Raw genomic sequence first — 14,469 nt, forward strand, 5'->3', positions numbered from 1 at the left:
CATGGCCGACGGCAGGAAGCCCACGAAGCGGAGCGCCCCCACGGGGGCGTCTCGTCCTGCCGCGGGGCAAGCGCGGCCGCGACGCAGCCAGCCCTCGCCCCGCGTGGCGCCGGCACCAAAGGCGGCCGGTCCTTCTCGCCCCAAGGCGAAGCTCTCCGCGTCCCCCTCGGGCGACGTCCCGCAGCGCAAGTCCGGGGCGAACCGTCCCGGGTCCGACGTCGTCGTGCGGCGCGGCATCGTCGCGGGGATCGTCGTGGCGGCGCTCCTGCTCGTGGCGCTCGTGGGCTACCTGGTGCTCTCGTACACGCCGGCGTTCACCATCACGAGGGTAGAGACCACGGCCACGAAGCACATCAGCCGCGCGAGCATCGCGAAGCTCGCCAAGGTCCCGAAGGGGTCGACCCTGCTGAACCTCGACGAGGACAAGGTCACCCGCAACCTCAAGAAGAACCCGTGGGTGGGGTCCGTCACGTACGAGCGCAAGTACCCGGACACCGTGAGGATCGTTGTGACGGAGCGCAAGGTGAGCGCGCTCGTGGTCATGAGCGCGGGCGACGTGGTCTGGTACCTGGGCGAGGGCAACGTGTGGATAGAGCCCGCCTCCATAAAGGTGGGGGAGAGCGACTCCATCGACGATCTCGCACTCGCCGCCGCGCAGAAGGCGGGCGTCATGCTCATCACGGACGTGCCGGCCAGCATCACGCCCGTCGCGGGGTCGGCCGTCAACTCGGAGGTGCTGGACGGCGTGGCGTCGTACCGCGAGCAGTTTGGCGAGAAGATCAGCTCCCAGATCGTGTCCTTCTCGGCGGGCAGCGTGGACAGCATAGGGTGCACGCTCAAGAGCGGCGTGCAGGTGTCTCTGGGCTCGCCGACGAGCATCTCGTCCAAGGAGGCCGTGCTCGCGCAGATCCTGGAGAAGTACCAGGGCAAGCTCACGTACGTGAACGTGCGTGTCCCGACGCGCCCGGCCTACCGCCTTGTGGACTCGGACGACGTGGAGCAGGGGAGCGGCGTCACGGCGAAGGACGCGGCGCAGGACAAGAGCGCGTCGGACGCGTCATCCTCGGGGGCGTTGTCGGGCGCGTCGGACGACGGGGGCTCGGGCACGAGCGCGTCCGGCCAGGAAGGAACGCAGGGTGGCGCGTAGGGCTGGACGGAAGGGCGCGCGTGGAGAAAACCCTCGACCAGACGTGCCCCGCGAGTGCGCCTCCGCAAAACCCTAAAGAACTACTTGACAGATGGGGGTCGTTAGGAATATGGCTCCTAGCTGGGCAATCCATATCTTGAACATATTTGTTGACGGAAGGCGCGACTTTGTGCAAATATATCGCGCTTTGTGATAGGCATATGGCTCTACCTTAGGTTTAGGGTTTTGGCTGGTCAGTCGCGGGGCATCTTTTCCGATTTTCAAGGCACCATCGGGCAAGAGACGTGAACAGAAATGAAGCAGCACGGGAACAAGAACGTAAAGGGCGGTACCGCTAAGGTCACCATCGAGATTGACGGGGCGGCATCCAACAGGGAAGAGGACGACGTCCCCAAGACCGTCGCCAAGCGAGGAGGAACCATGATGGACAACGACATCCCCAGCAACTACCTTGCAGTCATCAAGGTCGTTGGCGTAGGCGGCGGCGGTACCAACGCCGTGAACCGCATGATCGAGGAGGGCATCCGCGGCGTCGAGTTCGTCGCGGTCAACACCGACGCGCAGGCGCTCGCCATATCCGACGCGGACATCAAGGTCCACATCGGTGGGGACATCACCAGGGGCCTGGGCGCAGGCGCCAACCCCGAGGTCGGCGCAGAGGCGGCCGAGGACTCCCACGACGACATCAAGCAGGCGCTCGCGGGTGCGGACATGGTGTTCATCACGGCGGGCGAGGGCGGCGGCACCGGCACCGGCGCGGCTCCCGTCGTCGCGGACATCGCGAAGAACGACATCGGCGCCCTGACCGTCGGCGTCGTCACGAAGCCGTTCACGTTCGAGGGCCGTCCCCGTGCGAACAAGGCGCAGCAGGGCATCCAGACGCTGTCCGAGGCCGTCGACGCGCTCATCGTGATCCCGAACGACCGCCTGCTCGACCTCTCCGAGAAGAAGACCTCCTTCCTCGAGGCGTTCCGCATGGCGGACGACGTCCTGTGCCAGGGCACCCAGGGCATCACGGACCTCATCACGGTCCCGGGCCTCATCAACCTCGACTTCGCTGACGTCTGCACCATCATGAGGGGCGCCGGCACCGCCATGATGGGCGTAGGCGTCGCGTCCGGCGACACCCGGGCGGCAGACGCCGCCGCGGAGGCAATCTCGAGCCCGCTGCTCGAGGTTGGCATCGAGGGCGCCACGCGCGTCCTTCTCTCCATCGCCGGCAACAAGGACCTAGGCATCCAGGAGATCAACGACGCCGCGGAGCTCGTCGCGCAGAACGTCGACCCCGAGGCGAACATCATCTTCGGTACCGTCGTGGACGAGAGCCTCGGCGACCAGGTCCGCGTCACGATCATCGCGACGGGCTTCAACGACTCCAACGTGCAGGCGCCGCTGCCGACGTTCTCGAACGACCGAGCGTCCTCGAGGGGAGGCTCCCGCGGTGCCGGCCGCAGCTCCGCGAGCCGTTCCGCCGCGACTCCCGCGCCGGCTCCGCGCCAGGCCCCCGCGCCGAAGTCGAACGACATCAACAAGGAGTTCGACGTCCCAGAGTTCCTGAAGCACAGCCGCATCTAGCGACCGAGGGGCGTGCGCAGTGGAGCTTACGCGACACACGAGGCTGGGCGTGACCCTGTTGGAGGACGCGAGCCGTCCTCACGGGGTCACGCTCGCATTCACCGAGCGTACCGGCGGTTTCTCTGCCGGGCAGTATTCCTCGCTCAACCTCGGCGACGCCTGCGGTGACGACGCGACGGCGGTCGAGAAGAACCGCATGCTCGCGCTGAAGGCCGCAGGGGCGCAAAGGTGGGCCGCGAACCTGGTGAACCCCAGGCAGGTCCACGGCGACCACGTCGTGGTGGTGCGCTCCTGCGACGCCGCGGCCGTCGCCGCGGCAGTTGCCGAGGCGAGGGCGGGGGCGGACGCCGTCGTGTGCACCGCGCGGCACGTGCCCGTGCTCCTGTGCTTTGCGGACTGCGTGCCCGTAGTCCTCGTGGCACCCGGCGGCTTCGCCGTCGCGCACTCTGGCTGGCGCGGGACCATCGCGAGGATCGCCGCGAAGGAGGCGCGCACGCTCGCGGCGGAGTGCGCCTGCGAGGTCGCGGACGTGAGCGCCTACATCGGGCCCCACGTGACGGGGGAGGACTACGAGGTCTCCCAGGAGCTGCTCGACCGCTTCGTGGGGGAGTTCGGTCCGTCCGTCCGGGCGTCCGAGCGGCACCTCGACCTCGCGCGCGCGATAGGGGTCGCCCTCGCGGACGCGGGCGTAGACGAGCGAAACGTCCTCGACTGCGGGCTCTCCACCGTGGGCAACGTGGGAAGGTTCTTCTCGTACAGGGCCGAGGACGGCAGGTGCGGGCGCCATGGCGCCATCGCCTGCCTGTGCGATTGACATGTTGGAACGAGCGAGCGTAAGGAAGTGGTCGCGTGACTGAGGAGGAGAGGTCAAGGTACCTCGACTTTCTGAGGGAGCGCAGGGAGCAGATTCTGCAGAGGGTCGCCGACGCGTGCAGGCGTGCCGGCAGGACCACGGACGACGTGACGATCCTGGGGGTCTCCAAGACCGTCGGCGTCGACGAGGTGGCGCTGGCATGGCAGGCCGGGTGGCGTGCGTTCGCGGAGAACCGCCCGCAGGAGCTGACGCGCAAGCTCGAGGGGCTTCGCGAGCGCCCGGAGATGTCCGGCGTGCGCTTCGACATGATCGGCAACCTGCAGACAAACAAGATCAACCACGTCATCGGGCGCGTCGGGCTCATCCACTCCATCTCATCCGCGAACCTGGCCGAGGCGGTCTCGAAGCGCTCCGTCGCGCACGGCATAGTCTCGGACGTCCTGCTCGAGGTGAACGTCTCGGGGGAGGAGTCGAAGTCGGGCTTTGCGCCCGCGGAGGTGACGCAGGCGCTAGACGGCCTGCTGGAGCTTCCGGGGATTCGCGTGAAGGGGCTCATGACCATGGCCCCTGCGCACGACGCCGACGCGGCGAGAAGGACGTTCAGCGGGCTGCGCGAGCTCCGCGACGAGCTTTCAGCGCGTTCCGGCAGGAGCCTGGCGACGCTGTCGGCGGGCATGAGCGACGACTTCCAGGTCGCCATCGAAGAGGGATCGACGATCGTGAGGCTGGGCAGGACGCTCTTCAGTCCAGACTACGACCTTAGGTAGGAACGGATTCGCCCGCCGGAGGTCTCGGCGGACGGACAGATGACTTCGGACGGTGCCGGGCACGGTCCGGGAAGGCGAGGACGACATGGGTTTCCTCGATACGCTTAGGGACAAGCTAACTGGGTCGAACGACGACTACTACGACGACGACTACTACGACGACTACGACGACGCGCCGGAGCGCGAGGAGCCGCAGTCCCAGGGAGCCGGCCTCCTGGGCAACACGAGGCGTCCCGAGGCGGAGAGCGTGTCCGTCTACACGCGCTCCGGAAGGCCCGTCGGCAGCAACGGCGCGGGCGGACCGGCGCCCGCTCCCGCCCCCTCGTACGGCGGCGGCTACCGCGACGAGTACCAGCGTCCGGCGCGCCCGCAGAACCCGAACCCGCAGTACGCCCAGCGTCCCCAGCCGGGCTACGGCAGCTACTCGGAAGAGACGCAGGCCATCCCGCAGACGCCGGCGCACCCGCCCGTGCACGAGGGCGTCCTCGGCAACTCGACGGGCGGCCACACTCCCGCTGACATCGGGCTGAAGCCCATCCCGCGCCCCGCGACCTCCGGTCAGCTGCCGCCGTACGTGCTGAAGCCCGTCTCGTACGACGACGTGCAGATGGTCGTGCGACGCGTTCGCACCAACCAGCCCGTCGTCCTGGTGTTCAAGAACACCAACATCGAGACCGCGAAGCGCATCCTCGACTTCTGTCTCGGCCTGTCGTGCGGCATCGGCGGCCAGGTGGACGAGCTCGGCGACCGCGTCTTCGTAATCACCCCACAGGGCATCGAGCTCTCCGATTCCGACATCAACAAGCTCGTGCAGGACGGAACCATAGAGAGGTAGGGACAGTGGGTAAGCTCAGCTCAACGGTCGCGGTCGTCGGCGCCGGATCCATGGGTGGCGCGATCGCCGCCGGACTGGTCGTGTCCGGCGTCGCGGAGGCCTCTCACGTGATGGCATGCGACCCATCGCCGGAAAAGCTCGCCCTTCTGGGCGAGAAGGGCATCCAGACGTTTGGTGATGCCGCCACGATGCTCGCGGCGGATCCCGACGTCGTGGTGCTTGCCGTGAAGCCGCAGGTCCTGTCCGCGGTCGTGGAGGGGATTGCGGACAAGCTCGTGGACAGGGAGGTCATCTCCATCGCGGCGGGCGTTCCTCTCGCCACGCTCGAGGAGCTGCTGCCCGTGTCGAGGGTCGTCCGCGTGATGCCGAACCTTCCCGTGCAGGTTCTTTCCGGCGCCACGGCGGTGTGTCCCGGTGGCAGGGCGACCGCCGAGGACGTGGACGTCGCGCTCCAGGTCTTCGGCGCTCTTGGGACGGCGAAGGTCATGCGCGAGGACCAGCTGGACGCCGAGGGCGCGGTCGTGAGCTGCGGACCCGCGTACGTGGCGCTCTTCGTGGACCTTCTCACGAGGGCGGGCATCGAGAACGGGCTTCCAGCGAGCGACTGCCGCGAGATGGTCCTCTCGACCATGCGCGGCGTCTGCACGCAGCTCCTCGAGTCCGGGGAGCATCCGCGCGTCTACATGGAGAGGGTCACCTCTCCGGGAGGTACGACGGCGGCGGGCCTCAGGGCCATGGAATCCCAGCTCTCGCACGCCGTCTACGAAGCCGTGGACGCGGCGCTGGAGCGGACGCGCGAGCTCGCGAAAGGCTAGTGAGGAGGTTCGCACTTGCAGATAGGTTACGTAGTCTACAGGCTGCTCAACTTCTACGAGATGCTGATATTCGTCCAGGTGCTGCTCTCGTGGTTCGTAAGTAGCGGAAACAGGTTCGTGGTGGACGTATACGGCGCACTCTCCACGCTCGTTGACCCCTTCGTGAATCTGTTCAGGCGTTTCATTCCGCCCATCGCGGGCCTGGACTGGTCGCCCTTTATCGCGATATTGGTTCTTCAGCTCGTCCAACGTTTAGTTTTGTAAGAGTCGGGATATACTGAGGTAGGCGGAAACCCGCACTGCTGACGTAGCATGCACACAGTTGAAAGGGAACTAAGATGGCTATCACCCCAGCAGACATCGAAAACATGACCTTCTCCCAGGCAGGAAAGCACGAGGAGGGCTACAAGACTGACGAGGTCGACGTCTTCCTGGACCAGGTTGCCTCCGAGGTCGACGCCATGCTCCAGAAGATCGCGGACCTGAAGGGTCGTCTGACCACTTCCGAGCAGCAGCTTGCCGCCGCCCAGGCGCAGGTCGCCCAGCTGAAGGAGCAGACCACCATGGCCGCTCCCGTCGAGCCCGCGCCCGCTCCCGTGCCCCAGTCCGAGTTCACCGCCTCCGAGCGCCAGATCTCCCAGGTGCTCATCGTCGCCCAGCAGAGCGCTGACAAGCTGGTTGCCGACGCCCGCACCAATGCGGAGAACATCCGCAACGAGGCCGACCAGAAGGCCCGCGAGGTCATTCGCCAGGCCCTTGCGGAGAAGCAGAACGAGCTCGACGAGATCGATCGCCTGAAGCAGTCCCGCGAGGACTTCCGCGCGGAGTACAAGAAGCTCCTCCAGCACTTCATGGACGATGCGGACTCCGTGTTCCCGCAGCAGACGCTGAGCGTTCCGAACGGCTCCAAGGGCACCACGCACACCGACTCCGTCGTCGCGCCCACTCCCGTGATTCCCGCCGCGCCCGTGGCGGACGCAGAGGCAACGACCTATGCTCCCGCACCTGCCGCGAATGACTTCAGCGACCTCGACTAATCTCTAGGTCTTTGGCACACGGGTAACAATTGCGACCTTATGGCGGGACGTCCCTACGGGCGTCCCGCCTTGCTGTTGACTGGAAGGCGGCCTCACGAACCAGAGGGGCCCAGAGATTTCGATGGCATCGCCGATCCGAGCGTGGGGTCGAGCTCGGTAAGCCCTCCCCAGAAGCGCTTGGGCATCCAGCTTGTCCGAAGGTCGTATCCGCGCTGCGAGGCATCCCTTCCATCGAGGCCCACGGAGTCGTAGAAGCGCTTCCACATCGCGTGTACGTACGTCTCTCCGTCCGCGAGGTCGCTGGCATGCTCGGACAGCTCGCTCGTCAGGCGGTCGTCCAGGCGAGTGACGGCGCAGCGACGGTCTCCGTCATCATGCATCGCGATGACGTGGTGCACGGGGTCGAGCAGGTAGAAGCGCTCGCCTCGCATGCGTGCTGCGAAGTAGTCGCTGGTGAGGGGGATCGTATCTGCCTTGGGGCGAAACGTCGAGAAGTACGTTCCGTCGGAAAGACGGGAAAAGCGAACGAACTGTCGCGTGTGCTCGCATTCCGAAAGGACGTAGCGTGCGAGTCTGTCGAGCTCCGCGACGGTCTTGTCGGAGAGCATCGATCGTATGCGGGGTCCTTCGTTGAAGCCGAGCCGTACGTACCTGTGTATGGCCTCTGGCGCATCCTGGTCGTCGTTTGCGGCCGCAAGGGCGAGCCTCGAGGCACAGGAGCCCTTGCAGCGTGCGGGGCACTCCTCGCCCCTCTTCAGGGGGCAGCCCATGCTGACGTGGCGTTCGAAGCCTCTGTACACGCGTCTCGAAAGCGCGAGGAGGGGATCGGATTCCGTTTCGGGCATCCTCGCCACGCGCTCGTCTAGGGCGGGTTGGATGTCCTCTGAGTACGCGAGGCGAACCATGCTCGCCGGGGCGTGGGCGAGGTACGTCATCCCGACTCCTGCGAGAATCCCCTCGAGTCCATGTCTGCAGGGAATGACGACCCGCAGCCCCTCGGAGACGAGACGAGATATGTCCGCGACGGCATCGCGAGTTCCTTGCGGGACGTCTGGCCCGACCCTAGAAGAGCGACAGCTGCCCCTCTGCGGTGCGACGGGTCCTGTTGTACTTTCCATCGCGAGCACTTCTCGCCACCTCCTTCCTAATGAGCTCCTCGTCGAGAGGGGCCTGAGGGTCCCGCATCCCACTGCAGCATATGAAATGGCACGCGCGTTTGAGGGTGACGTTGAGTGTCCTTAGGTCATCGAAGCCAAGCCGCTTGCGCCGCCTGGCCGCGACGATGCGCCTTGCGCCCATGGGACCGATGCCGGGCACGCGAAGAAGCTCCTCGAGACTTGCGGAATTCACCTCTATGGGAAAGCGTTCCTGATGGGCGAGTGCCCAGGCGAGCTTTGGGTCGAGATCGAGGTCGAGCCACGGCGCGTCTGGGGTGGTCAGCTCGTCTGCGTCGAACCCGTAGTATCTCATGAGCCAATCTGCCTGGTAGAGCCTATGCTCCCTCCTGAGGGGCACGGGGGTGGCCGAGTCAGGCAGCCTGTCGTCCTCCACGACGGGCACGTAGGCGGAGAAGAAGATCCTCCTGAGGTCGAACTTCTGGTACAGGGACTTGGACAGCTGAAGGATGTGGTGGTCGCTTTCGGGCGATGCGCCGATTATCAGCTGCGTAGATTGGCCGGCGGGCGCAAACTTCCTCCTGCCTGAGCCGACGGGGTCAGGTGGGCGCAGCGTCATCGAGTTGGAGTTCAGGCGAAGCCCCATGTTGGTGCACGAGCGCGCCCGTTGGGCAACGCCGCCTGACTTTCGACGCGCAAGTGCAGCCCGAGTCGTGCCGTGGCCCGACTCGAGAAGCCGCCTCGCCTCTCCTTGGCGGGTCGCGCTGATTTGCGCCATGGACTTGGTGATGCTTCCGGCGTCTTTGTTGGGGCAGAGCTCGGCGAGGGACCTCGAGCTTGGTAGCTCGAGGTTGGCACTCATGCGGTCCGCGAGGTGCCCAAGCCTGTCCAGAAGCTCGGGGGAGGTGCCGGGAATGACCTTTGCGTGGACGTACCCGTTGAAGCGGAGGTCCTCCCTCAGGACGCGGAGGCACTCGATCATCCGCTCCGTGGTGGCGTCCGGCGTTCCCAAGACGCCGGAGCTGAGGAAGAGGCCCTCGATATAGTTGCGCTTATAGAAGTCGACCGTGAGTTCCGCCAGCTCACGTGGCTCGAACGTCGCACGCGTGCAGGAAGCCCCGCAGCGATTGACGCAGTACGCGCAGTCGTAGCTGCATGCGTTGCTCATGAGCACCTTGAGGAGCGTGATGCAGCGTCCGTCGCGAGAGAACGTGTGGCAGAGGCCGGCGCCGCTCGCCAGACCCACCTTTCCGTCCTTCGGCCCCCGAGTGACCCCCGATGAGGTGCACGCGGCATCGAATCGCGCCGCCTCCGCCAGTATGCCGAGCTTCGTGAGGGTGTCCATGGAAAAATCCAATCGCGAACGAATGTTCTAGATAGTGTGGCAAGATTCTAGCACAGACAGGTACACGTGTTCGTGTCAAGTTTGGCGGGCGTGGCGACGCGGCCGCGCCCGAGCCGGTCGCCAGCGCGATTATCGATCCGACGCGCCGTTCGCGAACAAGTCGCAGGCACGCCGGTATGGAGCGGTATCCTGCGAACAAGGGACGGTTCCGAACCCAGAGGGGTGATTGGCATGAAGCTTTGCTCGAGGTCAAGTGTTGCGGTTGCGGCGGTGAGCGCCGTGCTCTTCTCGTCCGCCCTTCTTACGGGATGCGGGTCCGCTGGGTCTGGCGCCAAGGGCGACGTCTCGTCCTCGGCGGCGGCAGCCGTTCAGAAGAAGGCGGACGAGACCTACGATTCGATCTACGACGAGTACTCGAAGCAGATCGAGGAGGCCGCACCGAAGGCGGTGGAGGAGTTCAAGAAGCAGGCCGAGGGAAGCACCGACGTCAAGAAGCTGGCTGAGGTCGCAAACGACCAGGTGAAGACGCTCGCGAAGATCATGACGGACGGCAGCAAGAAGATGGCCGAGCTGAGGGAGAAGAACGGAGACTCCTACAAGACCTACGAGAAGAACTACAAGAAGCTCTACAAGGTCTACAGCGACAAGGCGATGGACGTGTACGGAGCGTACCTGGACGTGTACGGGAAGCAGGTTCCGGGTTACAACGACCAGATGAAGCAGCAGCTGATAGACCAGTACAAGGCGACCGTGCAGCAGCTGGCGCCGGCAGAGTCAGAATAGGCCCGCAGGTCCGTCGCTTGGGGCAATGCGATGGCGTCCGGGGGAGTGGGGTCGCGCCCACTTTTCCGGACGTCCTTGCGGAAGGGGCTGCTCGATTATGCGTAGTTTAACTATCGCTCTGTCCCAACCGTGTCCCTAATCGCTGTAGTAGCCGCTTTTCCTGCACTTCGATTTTGAATAATGCCTGTTGGGACGGTATGTGTGTACCTCAAAAAGGTAGTAGCGAAGTGGGCCGATGAGCCGGGTTCTGTCGTGGACGATCATTTATCTACTGACGCCGTTGCCGACGCCCTCTAGCTCGCAACCCGAGCGCAGTGCGGGCCACACCATGGCGCTCCTATTTGCGATTGCTCCGGAGGGGGCTTGCCAAGCCGCCGTATCGCTACGACGCTGGTAGTCTCTTACACTACCGTTTCAGCTTTTCTCTCACTCGCTTTCGCGAGCAGCGGGAGTCTTCTTTTCTGCGGCGCTTTCCGTCGGGTCACCCCGCCAGGCCGTTAGCCTGCCTCTTGCCCTGTGGAGCCCGGACTTTCCTCATGACGCTTGCGCGCCCCGCGATCGTCTGGCCCACTTCGCTCTCGCGATTGTACCAGACGAGCATGCCGCGGGGGCAAATCGGTACAATGTTTTCGAATATGACACGATTGGGAATAGGCTACCGCGGCATGCGCGGCGGGGGCGATTGATGGAGTGCGGATGGGATTGTTGCAGAGGGTGCTGGGACCGCGCGTCGAGGTTCCGGCGGACCTGGAGGTGGACGCGGCGCCCGGACAGGTGCTTGCGCCCGTGGGAGGAAGGGCGGTGCCGCTCTCGGAGGTGCCGGACCCCGTGCTTGCGACCGGAGGCCTTGGGGCGGGCATAGCGATCGAGCCTGACGGCGACACGGTCTTCTCGCCCGTGGACGGCGTGGTGACGGTGACCGCAGGCACGCGTCACGCCATAGGCGTCACGGACGAGAAGGGCGCGGACGTATTGGTTCACATTGGCGTGGACACGGTGTCGCTGCGGGGCAGCGGCTTTACGTACTTCGTGCGGAAGGGGGACCGCGTGCGCGCCGGCCAGGCGCTCATGTCGTTTGACCCGGGACTGATACGCAAGAGCGGGCTTGACTCCCACGTGGTGGTCGTCGTCACGAACACGGAGGACCTCGCCGCGGTGACGCCGGTGGTGCCGGGCATGCTGGACGCGGGGGACCTTGCGATCGCTATCGAATACTAGGAGCACCTCATGCAGCGAAGCTATCAGACCATGGAGGCGGGCTCGGAGGCCACAGGCGAGTTCGAGGACCGCAGGAGCCGCTTCATCGCGCAGCTGAGGCACGTGGAGAGCGAGGCGGAGGCGGAGCGCTTCATCCAGGAGGTGCGGGCTCGGCACCACGACGCCAGGCACAACGTGCCGGCGTGGATCCTGAGCGACGGGCGCGAGCGGTGCTCGGACGACGGCGAGCCGCAGCGCACGTCCGGCATGCCGACGCTCGAGGTGCTGCGCGGCGCCGGCCTCGAGGACGTGTGCTGCGTGACCACGCGCTACTTTGGCGGGACGCTGCTGGGACCGGGTGGCCTGGTGCGTGCGTACACCGCCGCTGCGCAGGCCGCGGTCGCGGCCGCGCGCGAGGCGGGACGGATCGCGACGATGACCATGGTCACGAAAGTGACGTGCGTCATCCCGTACTCCGCGTACGGGCGGGTGGAGCGGCTCGTCGCAGACTGCCGGGGCAAGGTGCGTGACACGGTGTTTGCGGAGGACGTGCAGATGAACTGCGTGTTCGTGACGGGCGACGAGGCCGCCTTCACGTCCGCGATGCTGGAGCTCGCCAACGGCGAAGACCTGTGCCGCGTGGGCGAGCCCACGTTCGCGGAGTTCTAGCGGCCGCGAACGTGGCCCGCGGGCGCGACGGGCGCGCGGTAGACGCGCTAGAAAAGGAGCCCACGCGCAAGGAGATCCCGCTCGAGCGCGTCCGCGTCCGTGAAGAGGTGGGCGTGCATGCCGGCCGCACGCGCGCCGCGCACGTTGTCCGCGTTGTCGTCCACGAAGAGGCAGCGCGCGGGGTCGAGGCCGTACTCTCCCGCAAGCATCCGGTAGATGCGCGGGTCCGGCTTCATGAGGCGCACGAACGAGGACACGAGCCAGCCATCCATGTGCGAGAACGCGGGGATCGAGTCCTTGAACGCCATGAAGCTCGTTCCGGCGTTCGAGAGCAGGTAGCAGCCGTAGCCGGCATCGTGCAGGCGCGCCACCAGCTCGTTTGTGCCCGCGACGACGGTGCGGTGGCGCCACCAGCCATGCAGGCATTCGTGCAGCGCGCCGTGCAGGCGCTCCGGCAGAAGCTCGCGCGACACGCGCTCCATCGTGTCCTCGTCGATCGCGCCGGCGTCCAGGAGCGCCCAGGACGGATGCGAGAAGAGCGCGGAGTCAAGGGCTTGGGCATCCTCTTCGCACGAGGTGAACTCCCGGGCGAACTCAATGCCGCTAAAGCGCATGAGCACGCCACCCATATCGAATATCACGTTTTGGATGGCGGCCTCGGCCGGGGAGGGTGCGCCCTTCTCGCCCGCGGCGTCGCAAACGCTTGAGCCAGTCATGATGCCTCCTTGTGGGCGCGGCCGCCCCGGGGGACGGCCGCGCGGATGCCTGCTTGTTGGATTGGCGGATTGGCGCCCGCATGCGCGCGGGGCGCTAGTCCCTCGTGCCGAGCGCGTGGCAGATGTTGCTCCACGGGGCGACGTCCTCCACGGGCGCCTCGTCCCACAGCCTCAGGACGTCCGCGGGCACGAACTCGCGGCGAACGTCGACCTCGCCGCCGTACAGGCGGAACCAGTCGGCGCTCATGACCAGGTAGCCGTCCTTGCCCTGGTCCTTGCCCCAGCTGTTCTCGATGCGCCACGCCTTGGGCCGGCCGTCGGCGTCCAGCTCGACGCCCTGGAAGCACATGGCGTGGGTGAGGCTGGTCTCGCGCGCGTCGATCATGTCGGCGCGGGTCATGGAGAGGTCGACGCCGAACAGGCCGTTCAGGTCCTCGCCGTCGAGGGACAGCACGTACTTGAAGTCCTCGATGTTGCGCGGGAACTCCTGCATGACGTCGCACGCCATGGCGCACGGGACGCCGGCCTTCAGGCTCGCGATGGCCGCCTGCTCAAGCACCTGCGGCTCCACGTTCAGCACGCGGATGGGCGTGCCGCCCTGGACGGAGTCCGTGAGCGTGAGGTGGTACGCGTGGCCGTACGGGCGCGACTCGCCGGGCATGGAGACGAGGGCGACGTAGTCCTCGGGGTCGACGGGCACGTAGCGCTCGGCGAACTGGAGCGGCGTGATGCCGAGGTCGCGGATGACCTGCGAGGCGCGGGAGTCGTCCTTCTCGCCCTGGGCGTCGTCGGAGGCAGGCTTCGGGGCGGGCTCGATGGGGGAGAGCTTCGCCGCGTCCGCCTTGCAGCCCTTGCCGACCTTCATCACGAAGTCGAACGTGACGGGCGGCTCGCCCAGGCACGTCGCGAGCAGCTGGTGCACGTCCTCGAGCATGTCCTGCTTCGCGGCGCGCAGCTCTGCCTCCGAGGCGCCGTCCGCGTGCATGCGGCGCAGCGTGAAGGCGTCCTTGCGCACCAGGCGCTCGAGCTGGGCGTTCATCTGGCTGGAGTTTCTGGAGCACGCGGTCTCGGGCATGGCGTACTTCGGGACGATGCCCCACTTGCGCACGACGTTCATCGCGAACGAGTAGTAGCCGCCGTCGCCCATGCCGTAGTCGAGCACGTAGCAGACCTCGCGCGCGTCGTCCGGCAGGTCCGCGGTCCGGATGACGTACTCGAGCGTGGAGTTGGCCTTCTCGAGCTTGTCGTAGAACATGCCGAACGCCTGGCTGAACTCGATCGTGTCCACGTCGAGGAAGGTCATGGTGTCGTGGCGCAGCGCGTTCATGGCGCTGAAGAACCAGCAGCGGCCGCTCTGGCGCTGGTTCGTCACCTCGGCGGTCTTGGGGACGGTCACGCCAAACGTGTCGCTGTACGTGCGCATCTTAGTGGTGTCGCGCGCGGCGGCCATCACGTCTGCGGACGTGACGGCGTTCCTGGCGACGCGGTTGGCGCGCTCCTTGCCAAAGGCGGCGTTGCGCTCCTTCGCCCACTCGGTGTCGACGCTGAGTGAATCCTTGCTCATGGGTCTCCTCACATAGCTAGAGAATTGATTTTGACCATACGAGAATAGCACCACGCTGCCAGGCACGCGCGCCGTGGCGCCGCCATGTCG

15 protein-coding genes and 1 other RNA gene are annotated in these 14,469 nt (G+C 66.1%); 11 read left to right on the top strand and 5 right to left on the bottom strand.

Features of this window, described 5'->3' with window-relative positions:
- The first annotated feature begins 1 nt into the window (after position 1).
- The 8 genes from ACTQWE_RS08360 (at position 2) to ACTQWE_RS08395 (ending at position 6,990) form a co-directional block, all read left to right on the top strand.
- Positions 2-1,147 (top strand): FtsQ-type POTRA domain-containing protein, encoded by a 1,146-nt coding sequence (locus tag ACTQWE_RS08360; protein ID WP_441856782.1) that lies wholly within the window; start codon positions 2-4, stop codon positions 1,145-1,147.
- 420 nt (positions 1,148-1,567) lie between these two features.
- Positions 1,568-2,722, top strand: a complete 1,155-nt coding sequence (ftsZ, locus tag ACTQWE_RS08365; protein ID WP_441856800.1) for a cell division protein FtsZ — start codon at positions 1,568-1,570, stop codon at positions 2,720-2,722.
- A 19-nt stretch (positions 2,723-2,741) separates the two neighbouring features.
- Entirely contained in the window at positions 2,742-3,536 is a 795-nt protein-coding gene (locus ACTQWE_RS08370; RefSeq protein WP_441856781.1) for a polyphenol oxidase family protein, read from the top strand.
- 35 nt (positions 3,537-3,571) lie between these two features.
- The gene (locus tag ACTQWE_RS08375; RefSeq protein WP_441856780.1) at positions 3,572-4,303 is read left to right on the top strand and encodes a YggS family pyridoxal phosphate-dependent enzyme; all 732 of its coding nucleotides are present in this window, start codon (positions 3,572-3,574) and stop codon (positions 4,301-4,303) included.
- Between the two features lie 85 nt (positions 4,304-4,388).
- Positions 4,389-5,138, top strand: coding sequence for a cell division protein SepF (locus tag ACTQWE_RS08380; protein ID WP_441856779.1), 750 nt, complete (start codon positions 4,389-4,391; stop codon positions 5,136-5,138).
- 5 nt (positions 5,139-5,143) lie between these two features.
- Positions 5,144-5,953, top strand: coding sequence for a pyrroline-5-carboxylate reductase (gene proC / locus ACTQWE_RS08385; protein ID WP_441856778.1), 810 nt, complete (start codon positions 5,144-5,146; stop codon positions 5,951-5,953).
- A gap of 15 nt (positions 5,954-5,968) precedes the next feature.
- On the top strand, positions 5,969-6,217 hold the full coding sequence (locus ACTQWE_RS08390) for a YggT family protein (protein WP_235927267.1): 249 nt from the start codon (positions 5,969-5,971) through the stop codon (positions 6,215-6,217).
- A 74-nt stretch (positions 6,218-6,291) separates the two neighbouring features.
- Entirely contained in the window at positions 6,292-6,990 is a 699-nt protein-coding gene (locus tag ACTQWE_RS08395; protein WP_170103464.1) for a DivIVA domain-containing protein, read from the top strand.
- Positions 6,991-7,082: 92 nt separating this feature from the next.
- On the opposite strand, the gene ACTQWE_RS08400 is transcribed toward ACTQWE_RS08395, so the two are convergent.
- On the bottom strand, positions 7,083-7,925 hold the full coding sequence (locus ACTQWE_RS08400; protein WP_441856777.1) for a TIGR03915 family putative DNA repair protein: 843 nt from the start codon (positions 7,923-7,925) through the stop codon (positions 7,083-7,085).
- 127 nt (positions 7,926-8,052) lie between these two features.
- Positions 8,053-9,450, bottom strand: a complete 1,398-nt coding sequence (locus ACTQWE_RS08405) for a putative DNA modification/repair radical SAM protein (protein ID WP_441856776.1) — start codon at positions 9,448-9,450, stop codon at positions 8,053-8,055.
- Positions 9,451-9,681: 231 nt separating this feature from the next.
- On the opposite strand from ACTQWE_RS08405, the gene ACTQWE_RS08410 reads away from it, so the two are divergent.
- The gene (locus tag ACTQWE_RS08410) at positions 9,682-10,233 is read left to right on the top strand and encodes a hypothetical protein (RefSeq protein ID WP_170103467.1); all 552 of its coding nucleotides are present in this window, start codon (positions 9,682-9,684) and stop codon (positions 10,231-10,233) included.
- A 220-nt stretch (positions 10,234-10,453) separates the two neighbouring features.
- Here the strand turns inward: ACTQWE_RS08410 and rnpB are convergent.
- An RNA gene (gene rnpB, locus ACTQWE_RS08415) (RNase P RNA component class A) lies at positions 10,454-10,807 on the bottom strand.
- Positions 10,808-10,929: 122 nt separating this feature from the next.
- Between rnpB and ACTQWE_RS08420 the strand changes: the two genes are divergently transcribed.
- Positions 10,930-11,451, top strand: a complete 522-nt coding sequence (locus ACTQWE_RS08420; RefSeq protein WP_441856775.1) for a PTS sugar transporter subunit IIA — start codon at positions 10,930-10,932, stop codon at positions 11,449-11,451.
- A 9-nt stretch (positions 11,452-11,460) separates the two neighbouring features.
- Positions 11,461-12,099: an IMPACT family protein gene (locus ACTQWE_RS08425; protein WP_441856774.1), complete on the top strand. Its 639-nt coding sequence runs from the start codon at positions 11,461-11,463 to the stop codon at positions 12,097-12,099.
- Positions 12,100-12,146: 47 nt separating this feature from the next.
- On the opposite strand, the gene ACTQWE_RS08430 is transcribed toward ACTQWE_RS08425, so the two are convergent.
- Positions 12,147-12,815: an HAD family hydrolase gene (locus ACTQWE_RS08430; protein ID WP_441856773.1), complete on the bottom strand. Its 669-nt coding sequence runs from the start codon at positions 12,813-12,815 to the stop codon at positions 12,147-12,149.
- 94 nt (positions 12,816-12,909) lie between these two features.
- On the bottom strand, positions 12,910-14,379 hold the full coding sequence (locus ACTQWE_RS08435) for an aminopeptidase C (RefSeq protein WP_441856772.1): 1,470 nt from the start codon (positions 14,377-14,379) through the stop codon (positions 12,910-12,912).
- Positions 14,380-14,469 lie beyond the last annotated feature (90 nt).

Source organism: Parafannyhessea sp. LCP19S3_B1 (assembly GCF_052121955.1).
In the GTDB taxonomy this organism is placed as follows: Bacteria; Actinomycetota; Coriobacteriia; order Coriobacteriales; family Atopobiaceae; genus Parafannyhessea.

Coding starts and splice junctions, on each gene's coding strand:
- ACTQWE_RS08435 (WP_441856772.1), bottom strand. CDS start 14,379: ATGAGCAAGGATTCACTCAGCGTCGACACCGAGTGGGCGAAGGAGCGC.
- ACTQWE_RS08425 (WP_441856774.1), top strand. CDS start 11,461: ATGCAGCGAAGCTATCAGACCATGGAGGCGGGCTCGGAGGCCACAGGC.
- ACTQWE_RS08430 (WP_441856773.1), bottom strand. CDS start 12,815: ATGACTGGCTCAAGCGTTTGCGACGCCGCGGGCGAGAAGGGCGCACCC.
- ACTQWE_RS08395 (WP_170103464.1), top strand. CDS start 6,292: ATGGCTATCACCCCAGCAGACATCGAAAACATGACCTTCTCCCAGGCA.
- ACTQWE_RS08405 (WP_441856776.1), bottom strand. CDS start 9,450: ATGGACACCCTCACGAAGCTCGGCATACTGGCGGAGGCGGCGCGATTC.
- ACTQWE_RS08400 (WP_441856777.1), bottom strand. CDS start 7,925: ATGACGTACCTCGCCCACGCCCCGGCGAGCATGGTTCGCCTCGCGTAC.
- ACTQWE_RS08410 (WP_170103467.1), top strand. CDS start 9,682: ATGAAGCTTTGCTCGAGGTCAAGTGTTGCGGTTGCGGCGGTGAGCGCC.
- ACTQWE_RS08420 (WP_441856775.1), top strand. CDS start 10,930: ATGGGATTGTTGCAGAGGGTGCTGGGACCGCGCGTCGAGGTTCCGGCG.
- ACTQWE_RS08380 (WP_441856779.1), top strand. CDS start 4,389: ATGGGTTTCCTCGATACGCTTAGGGACAAGCTAACTGGGTCGAACGAC.
- ACTQWE_RS08360 (WP_441856782.1), top strand. CDS start 2: ATGGCCGACGGCAGGAAGCCCACGAAGCGGAGCGCCCCCACGGGGGCG.
- ftsZ (WP_441856800.1), top strand. CDS start 1,568: ATGATGGACAACGACATCCCCAGCAACTACCTTGCAGTCATCAAGGTC.